The organism is Pseudomonas sp. LBUM1662 (genome assembly GCF_059695915.1).
In genome coordinates, this window is sequence record NZ_CP166793.1 from 2,106,725 (window position 1) to 2,126,413 (window position 19,689).

Below are 19,689 nucleotides of genomic sequence, written 5' to 3' on the forward strand. Positions count from 1 at the left end.
TCTTGAGGACGCCTTCGCGGGCAAGCCTCGCTCCTACAGGTTGTTGCGGCGTTTACATTCTCGGCGAACACCCAAAAAACCGTAGGAGCGAGGCTTGCCCGCGAAGCTCTTAAAGGTTCTGCAACGTATCGAGCAGGACCTTCACCTTGGTAATCGACTCCTGATACTCGGCCTGCCACTCCGAGTCCGCAACAATCCCGCCACCACCCCAGCAACACACCTGCCCATCCTTGACCAGCAAGCTGCGAATGGCGATGGAGCTGTCCATCTCACCGCGCACATCCAGGTACAGCAACGAACCGCAATACAGCCCACGCCGGGTCGGTTCCAGCTCATCAATAATCTGCATGGCCCGAATCTTTGGTGCGCCGGTAATCGAGCCACCCGGGAAACTGCCGGCGATCAGGTCCAGCGCATCGCGGTCATCCGCCAGCTCGCCGGTCACGCTGCTCACCAGGTGATGCACATTCGGATAGCTTTCCAGGCTGAACAACTCCGGCACTCGTACGGAGCCGATGCGGCAGGTGCGGCCCAGGTCGTTGCGCAGCAGATCAACGATCATCAGGTTTTCCGCGCGGTCCTTGGGGCTGGCCAGCAGCTCGGCGGCGTTCGCGGCGTCTTCGGCAGCGGTCAGGCCGCGGGGGCGGGTGCCTTTGATCGGGCGGGTTTCCACATGACGTTCGCTGACTTTGACGAAACGCTCAGGCGACAGGCTCAACACAGCACCGCCGTCGGGCAGGTTCTGGAAACCGGAAAACGGTGTCGGGCACGCAGCACGCAGCGCGACGTAGGCGGCCCACGGATCGCCGTGGCACTGAGCGCGGAAACGCTGGGCGAAGTTGACCTGGTAGCAGTCGCCGGCCTGAATGTATTGCTGAATACGTTCCAGGGCGTGGCGATATTCATCTGCGCTCAGGTCGGCCTTCATCGGCGCTTTCAGTTTGAACGACTCGATCGGTTCAACTGCGGGCTGACTGAACAAGGCGATCAAGCGTTGGCGCTCGCTGTCGATCAGTGTCGGGTGGAACACCAGTTGACTGGTTGCCAAGTGGTGGTCGCTGATCAATGCCCAGTCATACAGGCCGAAACGTGCATCGGGTAATTGCAGATCGTCCTGCGCCTGGCTCGGCAGCTGCTCCAGATGCCGGCCGAAGTCATAACTCAGATAACCGATCAGGCCACCGGCGAACGGCAGCTCATCGGGAACGGCCGCTTTACCAAGTCGTTTCAGATTGTCGCGAAGGCGCTGCAGGAAATGGCTACCGCTCTCGTCCGGCAACACCGCCAATTGCTCCAGCGGCCAGGCGCTGAGCAGGTCATAACGCCCGCGATCAGCAGTGGGCCGGCCGCTGTCGAGCAGCACGGCGCCGGGGGCATGACGAATCGCCGCGAAGTACTCGGCGGGGTTGGCGCGATAGGGCAGCGGGTGTACGGAACAGGTCAACATGGGCGGGGCAGATCAGCCATCGAGGCGGGGTGGCGATTGTAGTCCTCTGCAGGATTTGCTCCTAGAGGGGATGTCGGGGATTGGTAGATTGGGGACAGGGTTGCGAGGTTTGGTGACTATTAGTCAGTCTTCGCGGGCAAGCCTCGCTCCTACGGGTTTGTGCCGTTCGCCGAAAATGTGAACGACGCTAAATCTGTAGGAGCGAGGCTTGCCCGCGAAGGCAGCGACTCGGTTCCAGATCAGCCCTCAACCGCAGGAATATGCCCAAACATCTCCTGAACAAACTCAACCCGCTCCTGAACCGTCTCAACAATCCCGCGAGCCTTCAATTCTTCCAGCCGCGCTTCAACCGCATGGGTGCGCAGCGTCAGGCCGCAATCGTTGGCAATCTGGATATTCAAACCAGGCCGGGCATTGAGTTCAAGGATCAGCGGGCCCTTTTCCTGGTCGAGCACCATGTCGACACCGATGTAGCCCAGGCCACAGAGCTCATAACAGCCGGCAGCGAGTTTCATGAAACCGTCCCAGTAGGGCAGTTGCACGCCGTCCACCGCGTTGGTGGTGTCCGGGTGTTTGGTGATGATGTTGTTCAGCCAGGTGCCGCGCAATGTCTGCCCGGTCGCGAGGTCGACGCCGACGCCGATGGCGCCCTGGTGCAGGTTGGCCTTGCCGCCGGACTGACGCGTCGGCAAGCGCAGCATCGCCATCACCGGGTAGCCCATCAACACGATGATGCGAATGTCCGGGACGCCTTCGTAGCTGATGCTTTTGAAGATCTGGTCCGGGATCACGCGGTATTCGATCAACGCGCGGTCGCGGTGACCCCCCAGGGAATACAGGCCGGTGAGGATGCTGGAGACATGGTGCTCGATTTCCTCATGGCTGATGATCTTGCCGGACACCGTGCGATAGCGGCCCTCGAAACGGTCGGCCACCACAATGATGCCGTCGCCGCCCGCGCCCTGGGCCGGTTTGATCACGAAGTCGGTGCGCCCGCCGATGATCTTGTCGAGGTTATCGATTTCCTTTTCGGTGGAGATCACCCCGTACAGTTCCGGCACATGAATGCCGGCGGCAATCGCGCGTTCCTTGGTGATGATCTTGTCATCGACAATCGGGTACAGGCTGCGCTTGTTGTACTTGAGCACGTAGTCGGCGTTACGCCGATTGATCCCCATGATGCCCCGGGCTTCCAGGGCCTTCCAGGTCTTCCAGAAGCCGAACATCAGGCGTCAGCCTTCTTCAGGAAAGCCTTGAAGCGCACCAGTTCGGTCAGGCGGTAACCGCGATAACGACCCATCGCCAGCATGAAGCCCACCAGGATCAGCAGGATCGCCGGGAAGGTGAACACGAAGTACACCAGCTCCGGCACGCTCATGATCAGGTGCGCCAGGGAGGCGGCGAAGAGTGTGCCGATGGCCACTTTCATGGCGTGCCCGGAACCGCGTTCTTCCCAGGTGATCGACAGGCGTTCGATGGTCATGGTCAGAATCACCATCGGGAACAGCGCCACCGACAGCCCGCGTTCCAGCCCGAGTTTATGGCTGAACAGGCTGATCGCTGCGATCAGCACCACCACAAAGGTCAGCACCACCGACAGCCTCGGCAGCATCTGCAACTTCAAGTGTTCAAGGTAGGAGCGCAGCGACAGCCCCAGCGCCGTGATGATCGTAAACAGCACGATGCCGAAGCCGAGTTGGGTTTCGCGGAAGGCGAGGGCGATCAGCACCGGGGTAAAGGTGCCGAGGGTCTGCAAGCCGATCAGGTTGCGCAGGATCAGGATCACCAGCACGCCGATCGGGATCATCACCATGATCATGAAGGTCTGCTGGGTTTGCAGCGGCAAACCGTACAGCGAGTATTCGAGGAAGTTGGCGTCGGTATTTTCGTCGGTCAGCTTGGCCAGGCGAATCGCGTTCATTTCGCTGTTGTTCAGGCTGAACGTCACGTTGGCTTTCTTGCCGCCGTCGACGGTGATCAGGTTTTCGTCGCCGGTCCACCACAGCAGGCGGTCGGTCGGCAGGCCCTGTTCGCCGGTTTCCGGGTTGAAGTACAGCCAGTCGGTGCCGTTGAAGCTGCGCAGCCACAGTTCAGGAATCTGCGGTTGGTCGGCCACCAGGCGGATGGTGTGGACCTTTTCCACCGGTACGTGGGCGATGGACAGCACCAGTTCGACGATTTTTGCCTTGTGCCCAGGGGATGGATCGCCGCCCAGCAACAGCTTCACGTTGTCGTCGTTGAGATTGTTGACACGCTTGATGGCTTCGCCGATGAAGGTTTCAACGTCGGCCGAGTGTTGGCGGATCGGCGCGAGCAGGGCTTCGGCGGCGACTTTTTCCGCGCCTTCGACGGCGATGCTGTCGCGGAAGGTCGGGCCCTTGACCTTGGATTTTTCGCCGGTGTAGCGCTTGGTCAACACCAGACGGTAATAAAGGGTCTGATTGCCCTTGGCCCGACGCGCCGACCAGGTAACCTTGCGGTTGCCGTCGACGCGGTTCACGGCCACGCCGTAGTTATTGGAAATGAAACTCTCGTTGAGGCTGACGTAATCGCGGCTCAGCGGCGGCACGAACATCTGGATCTTGACCGGGTCTTTGGCACTGGCGACGAACTCGACCTTGGCGTCGATGTTCCACAAGTCGTCGGTGGCGTCTTCGGTCACGGGAATGCCGAGCACGAAAATCTGATAGGCCGTAACTGAAATGCCCAGCACCACCAGGATGGCGATCAGCAGTTTCAGATGGAGGGTAAGAGAGCGCATTGGAATTACTCTGCGGTATGTGCGTCGGTGGCGCAGGCGGGTTTGCCAGCAGCGTATTTAAGACTGGGGTCGACCAGCGCGTCGAAGCGTTTCAGTGCTTCGGAGCCGATCAAGAGCGGATATTGGAAGGCACTTCGGTCAGTCAAGTTCACTTCGATGCTGCGTAAAGCCGAACCCATGCAGATGTCCAGCTCGATCACCGGACGGGCGGTGTACTTCTTGCCTTCATCCGGGTCGTAGTCACCGGCACGACGCTTGATCTTGCTGACGCGGGCCAGTGGCCGTTCGATAGGGTGCGAATGGGCGGCGTCGATGGCCAGATAGAAGCGCACCCAGGATTCGCCATTGCGTTTGAAGCGTTTGATGTCGCGGGCACTCAAGGACGCTGTTTTCGCCCCGGTGTCGAGTTTGGCGGCGACTTCGAGGTCGATGCCATTCAGGGAAGCGTACTCGTTGAGGCCGTACACGGTCTTTTCCCCCGCCGCGGCGAAACCGGGCAGGCAAAGAAGATAAAGGAAGGTGGGGAAGGGCTTGAGTCTCATAAATCCTGGTGCGCAGCGGTCCGTACTTCGATTCAAGGCCCTGGCATCGCTGCGCAAGCTCCCTCGTATGCCTATCAACTATTTATGACAAGCCGTGCAGATGTCACAAACAAATGCGGGCGGCATTCTAGCACGGTGGGTTTATGGCGCCACCGCTGGCGGGCGGCTATAAACAGAGGGGCTGCTTCGTTGTGGTGCAGCCGGTTATTAGACGATTGTCGACAATACCTATTTATCCTTTGACTGTTGCGCCTGTTTTCGCTAGTTTTTGCGGCATTGGCTTTCAAGGTGTCGACAATATGCTGGATCAACTCGATCCCCCGGTGATCACGCAAGACGATTCGGAGACACTGTCCGAAAACGTCTTCCGCCGTATTCAGGCGGCCATCGTCAAAGGCGAGATCGCCCCGGGCAGCAAGATTTCCGAGCCGGAACTGGCGCGCACCTATGGCATCAGCCGCGGACCGCTGCGCGAGGCGATCCACCGTCTGGAAGGCCAGCGTCTGCTGGTTCGTGTGCCGCACGTCGGGGCGCGAGTGGTTTCCCTGAGCCATGCCGAGCTGCTGGAACTCTACGAGATTCGCGAATCCCTTGAAGGCATGGCCTGTCGCCTGGCAGCCGAGCGCATGACCGTCGAAGAAATCGACGAACTGCGCCGGGTCCTCGAAACCCACGAGCGCGATGAGGCGTTTCAGGCAGGCGTTGGCTACTACCAGCAGGAAGGCGATTTCGACTTCCATTACCGGATCATCCAGGGCAGCGGCAACCGCACCCTCACGCAAATGCTCTGCGGCGAGCTCTATCAACTGGTGCGCATGTACCGCATCCAGTTTTCCACCACACCCAATCGCCCGCACCAGGCCTTTGCCGAGCACCACCGAATTCTCGACGCCATCGCCGACCGTGACGGTGAGCTAGCCGAGTTGTTGATGCGCCGTCACATCGGCGCCTCCAAACGCAATATCGCCCGTCACTACCAGGACGGCGCTAACCAGACAGCCACTGAACGAGGTGAGTCATGAGTTCCAACAAGAGCACTCCAGGCCAGCGTTTCCGCGACGCGGTCGCCAGCGAGCATCCTTTGCAGGTGGTCGGCGCGATCAACGCCAACCACGCGCTGCTGGCCAAACGCGCCGGCTTCAAGGCTATTTACCTGTCGGGTGGCGGCGTGGCTGCCGGCTCCCTCGGTGTGCCGGACCTGGGCATCACCGGCCTGGATGACGTGCTGACTGACGTGCGTCGCATCACCGACGTGTGCGACCTGCCGCTGCTGGTGGACGTGGACACCGGTTTTGGTTCGTCGGCGTTCAACGTCGCGCGCACCGTCAAGTCGATGATCAAGTTCGGCGCGGCGGCGATTCACATCGAAGACCAGGTTGGCGCCAAGCGCTGCGGTCACCGTCCGAATAAAGAGATCGTGTCGCTGCAGGAAATGGTCGACCGGATCAAGGCGGCCGTCGATGCGCGCACCGATGACAGCTTCGTGATCATGGCCCGCACCGATGCGCTGGCGGTGGAAGGTCTGGAATCCGCACTGGATCGCGCCGCGGCGTGCATCGAGGCCGGCGCCGACATGATTTTCCCGGAAGCCATCACTGAACTGGACATGTACAAGCTGTTCGCCAGCCGCGTGAAAGCGCCGATCCTGGCCAACATCACTGAATTCGGCGCGACCCCGCTGTACACCACCGAGCAACTCGCCGCTGCCGACGTGTCGCTGGTGCTGTATCCGCTGTCGGCCTTCCGCGCCATGAACAAGGCCGCGGAAAACGTCTACACCGCAATCCGCCGCGACGGCACGCAACAGAACGTCATCGACACCATGCAAACCCGCATGGAGCTTTACGATCGCATCGACTACCACACCTTCGAGCAGAAGCTCGATGCGTTGTTTGCCGCGAAGAAGTAACGAAAGCCCTGTAGGAGCGAAGCTTGCTCGCGAAAGCGGTGTATCAGATGACATTAACGTTGAATGTCAGTCCGTCTTCGCGAGCAAGCATCGCTCCTACAAGTTTCCCTGACAAATTCAAGAAAAACTGGAGACAGCAATGGCCGAAGCAAAAGTACTCAGTGGCGCCGGGCTCCGTGGCCAGGTTGCCGGGCAAACCGCTCTGTCCACCGTGGGCCAGTCGGGCGCAGGCCTGACCTATCGCGGCTACGACGTTCGCGAACTGGCGGCTGACGCGCAATTCGAAGAAGTCGCTTACCTGCTGCTTTACGGCGAACTTCCGACCAAGGCGCAACTCGCCGCTTACATCAGCAAACTGGGCAAGCTGCGCGACCTGCCGCAAGCACTCAAAGAAGTGTTGGAACGCATCCCCGCCGACGCCCATCCGATGGACGTGATGCGCACCGGTTGCTCGTTCCTGGGCAACATCGAACCGGAGAAAGACTTCTCCGAACAGCACGACGTGACCGACCGCCTGCTGGCCGCGTTCCCGGCGATCATGACCTACTGGTATCGCTTCAGCCACGAGGGCAAGCGCATCGAATGCGTGAGCGACGAGCAATCCATCGGTGGCCACTTCCTGCACCTGCTGCACGGCAAGAAGCCAAGCGAGCTGCACGTCAAAGTGATGAACGTGTCGCTGATCCTCTACGCGGAACACGAGTTCAACGCTTCGACCTTCACCGCACGCGTTTGCGCCTCGACACTGTCGGATATGTATTCCTGCGTGACGGCGGCCATCGGTTCGTTGCGCGGTCCGCTGCACGGTGGCGCCAACGAAGCGGCGATGGAAATGATCGAGCGCTTCAGCTCGCCGGAAGAGGCGATCAAAGGCACCCTCGGCATGCTCGAGCGCAAGGACAAGATCATGGGCTTCGGCCACGCGATCTATAAGGACAACGATCCGCGCAATGAAGTGATCAAGGGCTGGTCGAAAAAACTCGCTGACGAAGTGGGCGACACCGTGTTGTTCCCGGTTTCCGAAGCCATCGACAAGACCATGTGGGAGCAGAAAAAACTGTTCCCGAACGCCGACTTCTACCATGCGTCGACGTACCACTTCATGGGCATTCCGACCAAGTTGTTCACACCGATCTTCGTCTGCTCGCGCCTGACCGGCTGGGCAGCGCACGTGTTCGAACAACGTGCCAACAACCGCATCATCCGCCCGAGCGCCGAGTACGTCGGCGTCGAACAGCGCAAGTTCGTGCCAATCGAACAACGCTGACCGGTGGGCACCGTCACCGGTTGCTGAATGAACCGAGAACCACTGTGGGAGCGGGCTTGCTCGCGAAGACGGACTGACATTCAACATTGATGTCGACTGATACACCGCATTCGCGAGCAAGCCCGCTCCCACATTTGACCGAGTTCATTTCAGCATCGGCGACAGGCCCCACCCTTTGAAATCACCGTGACCGAGTCCTGACGATGAACACTGAATTCCGCAAACCGCTGCCCGGCAGCCATCTGGATTACTTCGACGTCCGTGCGGCTGTCGAAGCCATCCAGCCTGGCGCCTACGACACTCTGCCGTACACCTCCCGCGTGCTGGCGGAAAACCTGGTGCGTCGCTGCGACCCGGCCACGCTCACTGAATCCCTGAAGCAATTCATCGAGCGCAAGCGCGACCTCGATTTTCCGTGGTTCCCGGCCCGCGTTGTCTGCCACGACATCCTCGGCCAGACCGCTTTGGTCGACCTCGCCGGCCTGCGTGACGCCATCGCCCTGCAAGGTGGTGACCCGGCGCAAGTGAACCCGGTAGTGCCGACGCAATTGATCGTCGACCACTCCCTGGCCGTCGAGCGCGGTGGCTTCGATCCGGAAGCGTTCGAGAAGAACCGCGCCATCGAAGACCGTCGTAACGAAGACCGTTTCCACTTCATCAACTGGACCAAAAAAGCCTTCAAGAACGTTGATGTGATTCCACCGGGCAACGGGATCATGCACCAGATCAACCTGGAGAAAATGTCTCCGGTGATCCAGGTGCGCGACGGCGTGGCGTTCCCCGACACCTGCGTCGGCACCGACAGCCACACCCCGCACGTCGATGCGCTGGGCGTGATCGCCATCGGTGTCGGTGGCCTGGAAGCTGAAAGCGTGATGCTTGGCCGCGCGTCGTGGATGCGTCTGCCGGAAAGCGTCGGTGTTGAACTGACCGGCAAGCTGCAACCGGGCATCACCGCCACCGACATGGTGCTGGCGCTGACCGAGTTCCTGCGTCAGCAAAAAGTCGTCGGCGCATGGCTGGAGTTCTTCGGCGAAGGCGCTGCCGCGCTGACCCTCGGCGACCGCGCCACCATCTCCAACATGGCCCCGGAATACGGCGCCACTGCCGCGATGTTCTACATCGACCAGCAGACCATCGACTACCTCAAACTCACCGGCCGTGAAGACGAGCAAGTGCAGTTGGTCGAGAACTATGCCAAGACCACCGGCCTCTGGGCTGACAGCCTGAAGAATGCGCAATACGAGCGCGGCTTGACCTTCAACCTGTCTTCGGTGGTGCGCAACATGGCCGGCCCGAGCAACCCGCACGCCCGTGTGGCGGTATCGGACCTAGCCGCCAAAGGCATCTCCGGGCAGTGGGACGACGTTCCAGGCCAGATGCCGGATGGCGCGGTGATCATCGCCGCTATCACCAGCTGCACCAACACCAGCAACCCGCGCAACGTGATCGCCGCCGGCCTGCTGGCGCGCAACGCCAACAAGCTCGGGTTGACCCGCAAGCCGTGGGTCAAATCGTCCCTGGCTCCGGGTTCGAAAACCGTGGCGCTGTACCTTGACGAAGCGGGCCTGACCGACGAACTCGAGCAACTCGGATTCGGCGTCGTGGCCTTTGCCTGCACAACCTGCAACGGCATGTCCGGCGCGCTGGACCCGGTGATCCAGCAAGAGATCATCGACCGCGACCTGTACGCCACCGCCGTGCTCTCCGGTAACCGCAACTTCGACGGCCGGATTCACCCGTACGCCAAAAACGCATTCCTGGCTTCGCCGCCACTGGTGGTCGCTTACGCCATCGCCGGGACCATCCGTTTTGACATCGAGAAAGACGTGCTGGGCCTCGATGCCGACGGCAAGGAAATCCGCCTCAAAGACATCTGGCCGAGCGACGAAGAAATCGACGCAGTGGTTAAAGCGTCGGTCAAGCCGGAGCAGTTCCGTCAGGTCTACATTCCGATGTTCGCCATCCACGAAGACACCGGCCCGAAAGTCACGCCGCTGTACGACTGGCGCGAGATGAGCACCTACATCCGCCGTCCGCCGTACTGGGAAGGCGCACTGGCCGGCGCCCGTCCGCTCAAGGGCATGCGCCCGCTGGCGGTGCTGCCGGACAACATCACCACCGATCACCTGTCGCCGTCGAACGCGATCATGCTCGACAGCGCCGCCGGCGAATACCTGGCGAAAATGGGTCTGCCGGAAGAGGACTTCAACTCTTACGCGACCCATCGCGGTGACCACTTGACCGCCCAGCGCGCCACCTTTGCCAACCCGAAACTGTTCAACGAAATGGTCCAGGAAAACGGCAAGGTCAAACAGGGTTCGCTGGCTCGCGTCGAGCCGGAAGGCCAGGTCATGCGTATGTGGGAAGCCATCGAAACCTACATGGAACGCAAGCAGCCGCTGATCATCATTGCCGGCGCCGACTATGGTCAGGGTTCGTCCCGCGACTGGGCGGCCAAGGGTGTGCGTCTGGCGGGTGTGGAAGCGATTGCCGCGGAAGGTTTCGAGCGTATCCACCGCACCAACCTGGTGGGCATGGGCGTGTTGCCGCTGGAGTTCCTGCCGGGCACTGATCGTCACACATTGGCCATCGACGGCAGCGAAACCTATGACGTGATCGGTGAGCGTACGCCGCGCGCCGAGCTGACGCTGGTGATCAACCGCAAGAACGGCGAACGCGTCGAAGTGCCGGTGACTTGCCGCCTCGACACCGCCGAAGAAGTGTCGATCTACGAGGCCGGTGGCGTGTTGCAGCGCTTCGCGCAGGACTTCCTGGAATCGGCCGTCGCCGTTTAACACGCAAGGCCACAGGGGATTTCCAATCCCCTGTGGCCCATAGAGGAATGACATGGCTCACGTACCTCAAATCAAAATCCCCGCCACCTACATGCGCGGCGGCACCAGCAAAGGCGTGTTCTTCAGCCTGAAAGACCTGCCCGAAGCGGCACAGATTCCCGGCCCCGCACGCGATGCCTTGTTGCTGCGCGTGATCGGCAGCCCCGACCCGTACGACAAGCAAATCGACGGCATGGGCGGCGCGACGTCCAGCACCAGCAAAACCGTGATCCTGTCGAAAAGCATCAAGGCCGATCACGACGTCGACTACCTGTTCGGTCAGGTCTCCATCGACAAGCCATTCGTGGACTGGAGCGGCAACTGCGGCAACCTGTCGGCCGCCGTCGGTTCGTTCGCCATCAGCAACGGTCTGGTGGACGCCAGCCGCATTCCGCAGAACGGCATCGCCGTGGTGCGCGTATGGCAGGCCAACATCGGCAAAACCATCATCGCCCACGTGCCGATCACCAACGGTGAAGTGCAAGAGACCGGTGATTTCGAACTCGACGGTGTGACCTTTCCGGCTGCCGAAGTGCAGGTCGAATTCATGGACCCGGCGGCGGAAGAAGAGGGCGGTGGTGGTTCGATGTTCCCCACCGGCAATCTGGTGGATGAACTTGAAGTGCCCGGCGTCGGCACCTTCAAGGCGACCATGATCAATGCCGGCATCCCGACGATTTTCGTCAATGCCGAAGACATCGGTTACACCGGCACCGAGTTGCAGGGCGCGATCAATGGCGACCCGAAAGCCTTGCTGATGTTCGAGACCATCCGCGCGTATGGCGCGTTGCGCATGGGTTTGATCAAGGACCTGGACGAAGCGGCCAAGCGTCAGCACACGCCGAAGGTAGCCTTCGTGGCCAAGCCGGCGGACTACGTGTCGTCCAGCGGAAAAACCGTCGCGGCGGGCGATGTCGACCTGCTGGTACGCGCGCTGTCGATGGGCAAATTGCACCACGCGATGATGGGCACGGCGGCGGTTGCCATCGGCACTGCCGCAGCGATTTCCGGGACGTTGGTCAACCTCGCGGCGGGCGGTATCGAACGCAACGCCGTGCGCTTCGGACACCCGTCCGGCACGTTGCGCGTGGGCGCCGAGGCCAGCCAGGTGAACGGTGAGTGGACCGTGAACAAAGCCATCATGAGCCGCAGTGCGCGGGTGTTGATGGAGGGTTACGTCCGCGTGCCGGGTGATTCTTTCTAACGACACCTATCCCCTGTAGGAGCCAGGCTGCCGGCGAAGGCGACCTCAAGATCGCCTTCGCCGGCAAGCCTGGCTCCTACAGGACCTATTTCAACAATAAGAATCTGTAACCCACTGAGATTGCCCTGAACCGAGGTCCCATCAACGAACCACTTCAAGAGTGAATCGAACATGAGCGCCAACGTCGACCTTAACAACCGCCCCGACTACGACACCGTCCTGCAGGACATTGCCGATTACGTCCTCGACTTCACAATCGACTCCAAAGAAGCGCTGGACACCGCCCGCAACTGCCTGATCGACACACTCGGCTGCGGCCTGCTGGCCCTGCGCTTTCCCGAATGCACCAAACACCTCGGTCCCATCGTCGAAGGCACCGTCGTTCCGTTCGGCGCGCGGGTTCCCGGCACCAGTTTCCGTCTCGATCCCGTCAAAGCGGCCTGGGACATCGGCTGCATCGTGCGCTGGCTCGATTACAACGACACCTGGCTCGCCGCCGAATGGGGCCATCCGTCCGATAACCTCGGCGGGATTCTCGCGGTGGCCGACCACCTGTCGCAAAAGCGCCTGGCCAATGGCGATGCGCCGCTGACCGTTCGCACAGTGCTCGAAGCGATGATCATGGCCCACGAGATTCAAGGCGTGATCGCGCTGGAAAACTCCTTCAACCGTGTAGGCCTTGATCACGTCATTCTGGTGAAAGTCGCCTCGACCGCCGTCACCGCCAAACTCATGGGCGCCAATCGCGAGCAACTGCTGTCAGCGCTATCCCACGCCTTCGCCGACGGTCAGGCGCTGCGCACGTATCGGCATGCGCCAAATGCCGGGTCGCGCAAGTCCTGGGCAGCCGGCGATGCGTCCAGCCGTGGCGTGCGCCTGGCGGACATTGCGATGCGCGGCGAGATGGGCATCCCCGGCGTGCTGACGGCCAAGCAGTGGGGCTTCTACGACGTGTTGTTCAGCCACACCAACAACGATCTGGCGCTCAAGCCGGAAGACAGGCGCGCGTTCAGCTTCTCTCGCACCTACGGCACGTATGTGATGGAAAACGTGCTGTTCAAAATCAGCTTTCCCGCCGAATTCCACGCGCAAACCGCCTGTGAAGCGGCAGTGACCCTGCATCCACAGGTCAGGAATCGTCTGCATGAGATCGACAAAATCGTCATCACCACTCACGAATCGGCAATCCGCATCATTTCCAAAGTCGGCCCGTTGGCCAATGCTGCAGATCGCGATCATTGCATTCAGTACATGACCGCCGTGCCGCTGGCGTTCGGCAACCTGGTGGCCGAACAATACGAAGACGACTTCCATGCGGCGCACCCGATCATCGACGTGCTGCGGGAAAAAATGGTCATCGTCGAAGAGCCGCGCTTCACCCGCGAATACCTGGAAGCCGACAAGCGCTCCATCGCCAACGCGATCCAGGTGTTTTTCAAGGACGGCTCCAGCACCGAGAACGTGGTGGTCGAGTACCCGATCGGCCACCGTCGTCGCCGTGTCGATGGCATTCCGCTGCTGGAAGACAAGTTCAAGGCCAACCTGGCAACGCGCTTCACCGCGCAGCGCAGCGCCGAGATTTTTGAGCTGTGCAAGGATCAGGCTGCGCTGGAAGCAACGCCCGTCAACCGCTTCGTCGACCTGTTCGTGATCTGACCGGCACACCCGATTGGACATGCAAACCCTGTAGGAGCTGTCGAGTGAAACGAGGCTGCGATCTTTTGACTTTGTTTTTTACAAGCAAGATCAAAAGATCGCAGCCTCGTTTCACTCGACAGCTCCTACAAGAGCGTGTTCAGCCCTTGATCCATTTCTCGACGGGTAGTTTGGTGATGGCAAAACCCGTCAGCAAAATCGCCGAATACATCACCAGTTCTCGGGACAAGGCTTGCCCTTCGTACCACGCACCAATCACCACCGCGAACACCGGAAAAATAATAAACACGAACGACAAAATGATCGGGCTCAGGCGTTTGAGGAGCAAAAAGTAAACGATAAATCCACCCACCGAAGCCACCCATCCCAGATACAGCAAGGCTCCCCAAGAACGGGCAGTGATGTCATCGAACACCGGGGTTTCAACGCTCAACCCCGCCACAAACAGCATCAAACCGGCCAGGCCGATGGGCAGCGTGTTGTAGGTAATCACGCTGATTGCACTGCCTTGCTTCTTGGTGATCACGTAACACAGCGCATGCATGAGCGCCGCCGCCAGAATCGCCAGCACTCCGAAGAATTCGGCCTGATCCAGGTGTAGACCCTGGCTGCGGATAATCATGAACAGACTGCCAAAACCGATGGCGATTCCGATCACTTGCGAGGGGTGAATTTTCTCCCGCAGAAACACGGCGGAAAACATCAGGATGAACACCGGCATGCAACTGAACAGCAGTGCAGTCAGGCCAGATGAGACGTGCATCTCGCCGTAGTTGAGCAAGTAATACGGCAGGCTGAAATACGACAACGTGACGAACACGAAAAACCAGCGACTTTGTCGTGGAAACAGCAGCGGCTCGCGGCGCAGCAGGGCGAAGCTTAAAAACAGCGGAAAGGCGATCAGAAAACGCAGCCCTGCGGCGGTCAGCGGCGGCACGCTTTCGACGGCGATCTTGATCCCCAGCCACGTGGTGCCCCAACTCAGGCACACGATCAGGAACAGCACGCTGGTGACCAGTCCGGCGAGCCAGGGCTTTCGGATGCGTGAAGAGGCGCTGAGGGCCGTTGACATGATCGTGCTCCTTCGCCGTCGAAATTGACCTGATTAAGAAATAGGTCTATCCCTGATTGAACCTGTTTTAAGCACGCTATTCGGGATGTAAATGACTGTCAAAGTAAGTATTGCCACGGTGTCAATCCTGCGCGAGGGCCTGAGTCATGGGCGCGGCGTGAAGTACAAACGTCTGGCCGAGGCGCTGGAAAAAAGCATCGGCGAAGGCTTGATCGAGCCCGGCAGCAAGCTGCCGCCCCATCGTTTATTGGCGGACAGCCTGGGCGTGACCATCGGCACCATCAGCCGTGCGTATGGAGAACTGGAGCGGGTAGGGTTGGTCGTGGCTCGTGTAGGAGATGGCACCTATGTGCGTCAGCGCGGGATGGAACGACCGCGCGATTCCGGCTTTCGCAATGTCAGCGACGAGCCACAGCCGTTCTTCGATATGAGTCGGAATCAGCCGATTCCGGGGCAGGAAGCCGCTTTTCTGAGTCAGAGCCTGCAGGCCTTGGCCAGTGACCCTCACACCTTGCAGACCATCAGCGGTTATACGACCGATGGCGGATTACCGCGCCACCGTGCGGCAGGCGCCCATTGGCTGCGGCATCAGGCATTCGTGCCGAGCGCCGAGCAGGTCATTTGCGTCAATGGCGGCCAGCACGGCTTGCTCTGCGTGTTGATGGCGCTGCTCAGGCCCGGCGACACACTGGTGACGGAGCAGTTGACTTACCCCGGGCTGATCAGCGTCGCCCGCATGCTCGGCATAAAGCTGATCGGCGTCGGGATGGATGACGAAGGATTGCTGCCCGACGCGCTGTCGGACGTTTGCCAGCATCATCGGGTGTCAGCGGTGTATTGCACGCCGACCATCCAGAATCCTACGGCGGCGGTGATGTCGGTCCCACGGCGCGAGGCCGTCGCCGAGGTCTGTCGCCAGCACAATCTGCTGATCATCGAGGACGAAGCCCATGCCGTGCTGGCTCAGCAGCGTCCGTTACCCTTGAGCCACTTTGCCCCGGAGCGCTCGGTGTTGATCGGCAGCTTGAGCAAAGCGGTCTCGGCAGGCTTGCGGGCGGGTTATCTGCATGCACCGCAACCGTTGATCGGACGTTTGAGCGCCGCGGTTCGCGGGACGTGCTGGATGGCGAGTCCGCTGTCGATGGAGCTGGCGACGGCGTGGATCGAAAACGGTATCGCCGAGCAGTTGCTGGGGCAGCAGATTGTCGAAATCAGCCGCCGCAAGCAGTTGGTCAGCGCAGTGTTAGAAGAGGTCGGATACAAGACTCATCCCCATAGCCCACACTTCTGGATCGAAGTGCCCGAGCCGTGGCGAGCGTCGCAAATTGCGGCGGAGCTCAAGCAGAATAATTATCTGGTGGCCACCGCGGAGGCGTTTGCGGTCGGGCATGGGGCGGTGCCGCAGTTCATTCGGGCGAGTGTGTGTAATTCGGCGGGGGATGATCGGTTGTTGATGGAAGGGTTTGAAGCGTTGGTGGGGGCGTTGAGGGAGACCGCGTGATCGTTCTTCGCGAGCAAGCCCGCTCCCACATTTGACCGTGTTCCTCTGTCACGACTCGGTCGAATGTGGGAGCGGGCTTGCTCGCGAAGGCGGTGTAACTATCGCGCAATAACTACTTGAACCGCCGCTCAACCCCTTTCTCCACAAGGATCTTCGCCGAAATCTCTTCCACCGAAAAATGCGTGGAATTGATGTTCGGGATGTTCTCCCGGCGGAACAGGTTCTCCACCTCGCGCACCTCGAACTCGCATTGGGCGTAGCTCGAATAGCGGCTGTTGGGCTTGCGCTCGTTGCGGATCGCGGTGAGGCGGTCCGGGTCGATGGTCAGGCCGAACAGCTTGTGCTGATGGGCGCGCAGGGCGGCGGGCAGTTGCAGGCGTTCCATGTCGTCTTCGGTCAGCGGGTAGTTGGCCGCGCGGATGCCGAATTGCATGGCCATGTACAGGCACGTCGGCGTCTTACCACAACGCGACACGCCCACTAGGATCAGGTCCGCCTTGTCGTAATAATGCGTGCGCGCACCGTCGTCGTTGTCGAGGGCGAAGTTCACCGCCTCGATGCGCTCCATGTAATTGGAGTTGGTGCCAATGGAGTGGGACTTGCCGACGGTGTAGGAAGAATGCTCGGTCAGTTCCTGTTCAAGCGGCGCCAGGAAGGTCGAGAAAATGTCGATCATGAAACCATTGGACGTAGCGAGGATCTCACGGATGTCCTGATTGACGATGGTGTCAAAGATGATCGGCCGGAAGCCGTCGGTTTCGGCGGCTTTGTTGATTTGTTGTACCATGGCCCGCGCTTTATCCACGTTGTCGATGTACGGACGCGTGAATTTGCTGAAGGTAATGTTTTCGAACTGCGCCAGGAGGCTTTGGCCGAGGGTTTCGGCTGTGATGCCGGTGCCGTCGGAAATAAAGAAAGCAGATCGTTTCATTTGCACCTTGGGCCTTAAGCTAGTGAAGATTTCTGGATATGATAGGCGCGATTTGCCGGCCGCCAGTGGCCCGCATTCTCACTTATTTTCCAGGTCCAGGCCATACAGCCGGTAAACGCTCCCCCGAGCCGCCGGCTTCTGAGCTTTTCCAACACAGTTAGTGGAGAGATCACCTTGGTAGAGTACGTAGTTTCCCTCGATAAGCTCGGCGTCCATGATGTAGAGCACGTAGGGGGCAAGAACGCATCCCTGGGCGAGATGATCAGTAACCTCGCAGGTGCCGGTGTATCGGTGCCCGGTGGCTTCGCCACGACAGCTCAGGCTTATCGTGATTTTCTGGAACTGAGCGGCCTGAACGATCAGATCCATGCCGCCCTCGACGCCCTGGACGTCGACGATGTCAACGCCCTGGCCAAGACCGGCGCCCAGATCCGTCAATGGATCATGGAAGCCGAATTCCCCGAGAAGCTCAACGCCGAGATCCGCACCGCGTTCGCCACGCTGTCGGCCGGCAACCCTGACATGGCCGTGGCCGTGCGCTCTTCCGCTACCGCCGAAGACCTGCCGGACGCTTCCTTCGCCGGTCAGCAAGAAACTTTCCTGAACATCCGTGGTGTCGAAAACGTCATTCGCGCCGCCAAAGAGGTGTTCGCCTCCCTGTTCAACGACCGCGCGATTTCCTACCGCGTCCACCAGGGCTTCGACCACAAGCTGGTGGCCCTGTCGGCTGGCGTGCAACGCATGGTCCGCTCCGAAACCGGCACCGCCGGCGTGATGTTCACCCTCGATACCGAATCGGGCTTCCGTGACGTGGTGTTTATCACCGGCGCCTACGGCCTGGGTGAAACCGTCGTACAAGGCGCGGTGAACCCGGATGAGTTCTATGTCCACAAAGGCACGCTGGCTGCCGGTCGTCCGGCCATCCTGCGTCGCAACCTGGGCAGCAAGGCCATCAAGATGATCTACGGCGAAGTCGCCACGGCCGGTAAATCGGTCAAGACCATCGACGTCGACAAGGCTGATCGCGCCCGTTTCTGCCTGACCGACGCCGAAGTCAGCGAGCTGGCCAAGCAAGCGATGATCATCGAGAAGCACTACAAGTGCCCGATGGACATCGAATGGGCCAAAGACGGCGACGACGGCAAGCTCTACATCGTTCAGGCCCGCCCTGAAACCGTGAAGAGCCGCACCTCGGCCAACGTCATGGAACGCTACCTGTTGAAAGAAACCGGCACCGTGCTGGTTGAAGGTCGCGCCATCGGCCAGCGCATCGGCGCCGGCAAGGTCCGCATCATCAAGGACGTGTCCGAGATGGACAAGGTCCAGCCAGGCGACGTACTGGTCTCCGACATGACCGACCCGGACTGGGAACCGGTCATGAAACGCGCCAGCGCCATCGTCACCAACCGTGGCGGTCGTACCTGCCACGCGGCGATCATCGCTCGCGAACTGGGTATCCCGGCCGTGGTCGGTTGCGGCAACGCCACCCAGCTGTTGAAAGATGGCCAGGGCGTGACTGTTTCCTGCGCTGAAGGCGACACCGGCTACATCTTCGAAGGCGAACTGGGCTTCGACATCAAGAAAAACTCCGTGGACGCCATGCCTGATCTGCCGTTCAAGATCATGATGAACGTCGGCAACCCGGACCGCGCCTTCGACTTCGCGCAACTGCCGAACGCCGGTGTGGGCCTGGCCCGTCTGGAATTCATCATCAACCGCATGATCGGTGTTCACCCCAAAGCGCTGTTGAACTACGACGGCCTGCCGCAGGACATCAAGGACAGCGTCGACAAGCGCATCGCCGGTTACAACGATCCGGTCGGTTTCTATGTCGAGAAGCTGGTCGAAGGCATCAGCACCCTGGCCGCTGCGTTCACCCCGAAAAAGGTCATCGTGCGTCTGTCGGACTTCAAGTCCAACGAATACGCGAACCTGATCGGCGGCAAACTCTACGAACCGGAAGAAGAAAACCCGATGCTGGGCTTCCGCGGCGCCTCGCGTTACATCAGCGAAGCGTTCCGTGACTGCTTCGAACTCGAATGCCGCGCGATCAAACGCGTGCGCAACGAGATGGGCCTGACCAACGTTGAAATCATGGTGCCGTTCGTCCGTACCCTTGGCGAAGCGAGCCAGGTGATCGATCTGTTGGCCGAAAATGGCCTGGCCCGCGGCGAGAACGGTCTGCGCATCATCATGATGTGCGAACTGCCGTCCAACGCGATCCTCGCTGAAGAGTTCCTCGAGTTCTTCGACGGCTTCTCCATCGGCTCCAACGACCTGACTCAGCTGACGCTGGGCCTGGACCGTGACTCCGGGATCATCGCTCACCTGTTCGACGAGCGTAATCCGGCGGTCAAGAAGCTGCTGGCCAACGCCATTGCCGCGTGCAACAAGGCCGGCAAATACATCGGCATTTGCGGTCAGGGCCCTTCGGACCACCCGGACCTGGCCAAATGGCTGATGGAGCAGGGCATCGAAAGCGTTTCGCTGAACCCCGATTCCGTACTGGAAACCTGGTTCTTCCTGGCTGAAGGTCAAGCATCGGCTTGATGTGAATGAAGC

14 protein-coding genes are annotated in these 19,689 nt (G+C 60.3%); 8 read left to right on the plus strand and 6 right to left on the minus strand.

Annotated features, from left to right (window positions below; genetic code table 11):
* Nucleotides 1-109: 109 nt before the first annotated feature.
* From pabB to rloA, 4 genes are all read right to left on the minus strand, one after another.
* The gene (gene pabB, locus ACA049_RS09600; protein ID WP_497334928.1) at nt 110-1,447 is read right to left on the minus strand and encodes an aminodeoxychorismate synthase component I; all 1,338 of its coding nucleotides are present in this window, start codon (nt 1,445-1,447) and stop codon (nt 110-112) included.
* Between the two features lie 239 nt (nt 1,448-1,686).
* Entirely contained in the window at nt 1,687-2,673 is a 987-nt protein-coding gene (locus tag ACA049_RS09605) for an alpha-L-glutamate ligase-like protein (RefSeq protein WP_497334930.1), read from the minus strand.
* On the minus strand, nt 2,673-4,208 hold the full coding sequence (gene rloB / locus ACA049_RS09610) for an osmotic stress tolerance membrane protein RloB (RefSeq protein WP_497334932.1): 1,536 nt from the start codon (nt 4,206-4,208) through the stop codon (nt 2,673-2,675). The genes ACA049_RS09605 and rloB overlap by 1 nt, the downstream gene beginning before the upstream one ends.
* A 5-nt stretch (nt 4,209-4,213) precedes the next feature.
* Entirely contained in the window at nt 4,214-4,750 is a 537-nt protein-coding gene (gene rloA / locus ACA049_RS09615) for a retropepsin-like aspartic peptidase RloA (RefSeq protein ID WP_438660844.1), read from the minus strand.
* Between the two features lie 302 nt (nt 4,751-5,052).
* Between rloA and ACA049_RS09620 the strand changes: the two genes are divergently transcribed.
* From ACA049_RS09620 to prpD, 6 genes are all read left to right on the plus strand, one after another.
* Entirely contained in the window at nt 5,053-5,772 is a 720-nt protein-coding gene (locus ACA049_RS09620; protein WP_178082343.1) for a GntR family transcriptional regulator, read from the plus strand.
* Nucleotides 5,769-6,659: a methylisocitrate lyase gene (prpB, locus tag ACA049_RS09625; RefSeq protein ID WP_008146328.1), complete on the plus strand. Its 891-nt coding sequence runs from the start codon at nt 5,769-5,771 to the stop codon at nt 6,657-6,659. Before ACA049_RS09620 ends, prpB begins: the two co-directional genes overlap by 4 nt.
* 139 nt (nt 6,660-6,798) lie before the next feature.
* Complete coding sequence (gene prpC / locus ACA049_RS09630; protein ID WP_497334934.1) at nt 6,799-7,926, plus strand: bifunctional 2-methylcitrate synthase/citrate synthase; 1,128 nt, start codon at nt 6,799-6,801, stop codon at nt 7,924-7,926.
* Nucleotides 7,927-8,129: 203 nt separating this feature from the next.
* Nucleotides 8,130-10,724, plus strand: coding sequence for a Fe/S-dependent 2-methylisocitrate dehydratase AcnD (gene acnD / locus ACA049_RS09635; RefSeq protein ID WP_497334936.1), 2,595 nt, complete (start codon nt 8,130-8,132; stop codon nt 10,722-10,724).
* 52 nt (nt 10,725-10,776) lie between these two features.
* Complete coding sequence (gene prpF, locus ACA049_RS09640; RefSeq protein WP_497334938.1) at nt 10,777-11,967, plus strand: 2-methylaconitate cis-trans isomerase PrpF; 1,191 nt, start codon at nt 10,777-10,779, stop codon at nt 11,965-11,967.
* A 171-nt stretch (nt 11,968-12,138) separates the two neighbouring features.
* The gene (gene prpD, locus ACA049_RS09645) at nt 12,139-13,623 is read left to right on the plus strand and encodes a 2-methylcitrate dehydratase (RefSeq protein WP_497334940.1); all 1,485 of its coding nucleotides are present in this window, start codon (nt 12,139-12,141) and stop codon (nt 13,621-13,623) included.
* Nucleotides 13,624-13,762: 139 nt separating this feature from the next.
* On the opposite strand, the gene ACA049_RS09650 is transcribed toward prpD, so the two are convergent.
* On the minus strand, nt 13,763-14,695 hold the full coding sequence (locus tag ACA049_RS09650; protein ID WP_497334942.1) for a DMT family transporter: 933 nt from the start codon (nt 14,693-14,695) through the stop codon (nt 13,763-13,765).
* Nucleotides 14,696-14,786: 91 nt separating this feature from the next.
* Between ACA049_RS09650 and ACA049_RS09655 the strand changes: the two genes are divergently transcribed.
* Nucleotides 14,787-16,196 (plus strand): aminotransferase-like domain-containing protein, encoded by a 1,410-nt coding sequence (locus ACA049_RS09655; RefSeq protein WP_497334944.1) that lies wholly within the window; start codon nt 14,787-14,789, stop codon nt 16,194-16,196.
* A 112-nt stretch (nt 16,197-16,308) separates the two neighbouring features.
* Here the strand turns inward: ACA049_RS09655 and ppsR are convergent, their stop codons facing one another.
* Nucleotides 16,309-17,127 carry a posphoenolpyruvate synthetase regulatory kinase/phosphorylase PpsR gene (gene ppsR / locus ACA049_RS09660; protein WP_090181892.1) on the minus strand — a complete coding sequence of 273 codons (819 nt, stop codon included), beginning with the start codon at nt 17,125-17,127 and terminating at the stop codon, nt 16,309-16,311.
* 174 nt (nt 17,128-17,301) lie between these two features.
* On the opposite strand from ppsR, the gene ppsA reads away from it, so the two are divergent.
* Nucleotides 17,302-19,677: a phosphoenolpyruvate synthase gene (gene ppsA / locus ACA049_RS09665; protein ID WP_497334946.1), complete on the plus strand. Its 2,376-nt coding sequence runs from the start codon at nt 17,302-17,304 to the stop codon at nt 19,675-19,677.
* Nucleotides 19,678-19,689: the final 12 nt, after the last annotated feature.

Coding starts and splice junctions, on each gene's coding strand:
- prpC (WP_497334934.1), top strand. CDS start 6,799: ATGGCCGAAGCAAAAGTACTCAGTGGCGCCGGGCTCCGTGGCCAGGTT.
- prpB (WP_008146328.1), top strand. CDS start 5,769: ATGAGTTCCAACAAGAGCACTCCAGGCCAGCGTTTCCGCGACGCGGTC.
- acnD (WP_497334936.1), top strand. CDS start 8,130: ATGAACACTGAATTCCGCAAACCGCTGCCCGGCAGCCATCTGGATTAC.
- ACA049_RS09605 (WP_497334930.1), bottom strand. CDS start 2,673: ATGTTCGGCTTCTGGAAGACCTGGAAGGCCCTGGAAGCCCGGGGCATC.
- prpF (WP_497334938.1), top strand. CDS start 10,777: ATGGCTCACGTACCTCAAATCAAAATCCCCGCCACCTACATGCGCGGC.
- ACA049_RS09655 (WP_497334944.1), top strand. CDS start 14,787: ATGACTGTCAAAGTAAGTATTGCCACGGTGTCAATCCTGCGCGAGGGC.
- pabB (WP_497334928.1), bottom strand. CDS start 1,447: ATGTTGACCTGTTCCGTACACCCGCTGCCCTATCGCGCCAACCCCGCC.
- prpD (WP_497334940.1), top strand. CDS start 12,139: ATGAGCGCCAACGTCGACCTTAACAACCGCCCCGACTACGACACCGTC.
- rloA (WP_438660844.1), bottom strand. CDS start 4,750: ATGAGACTCAAGCCCTTCCCCACCTTCCTTTATCTTCTTTGCCTGCCC.
- rloB (WP_497334932.1), bottom strand. CDS start 4,208: ATGCGCTCTCTTACCCTCCATCTGAAACTGCTGATCGCCATCCTGGTG.
- ACA049_RS09650 (WP_497334942.1), bottom strand. CDS start 14,695: ATGTCAACGGCCCTCAGCGCCTCTTCACGCATCCGAAAGCCCTGGCTC.
- ppsR (WP_090181892.1), bottom strand. CDS start 17,127: ATGAAACGATCTGCTTTCTTTATTTCCGACGGCACCGGCATCACAGCC.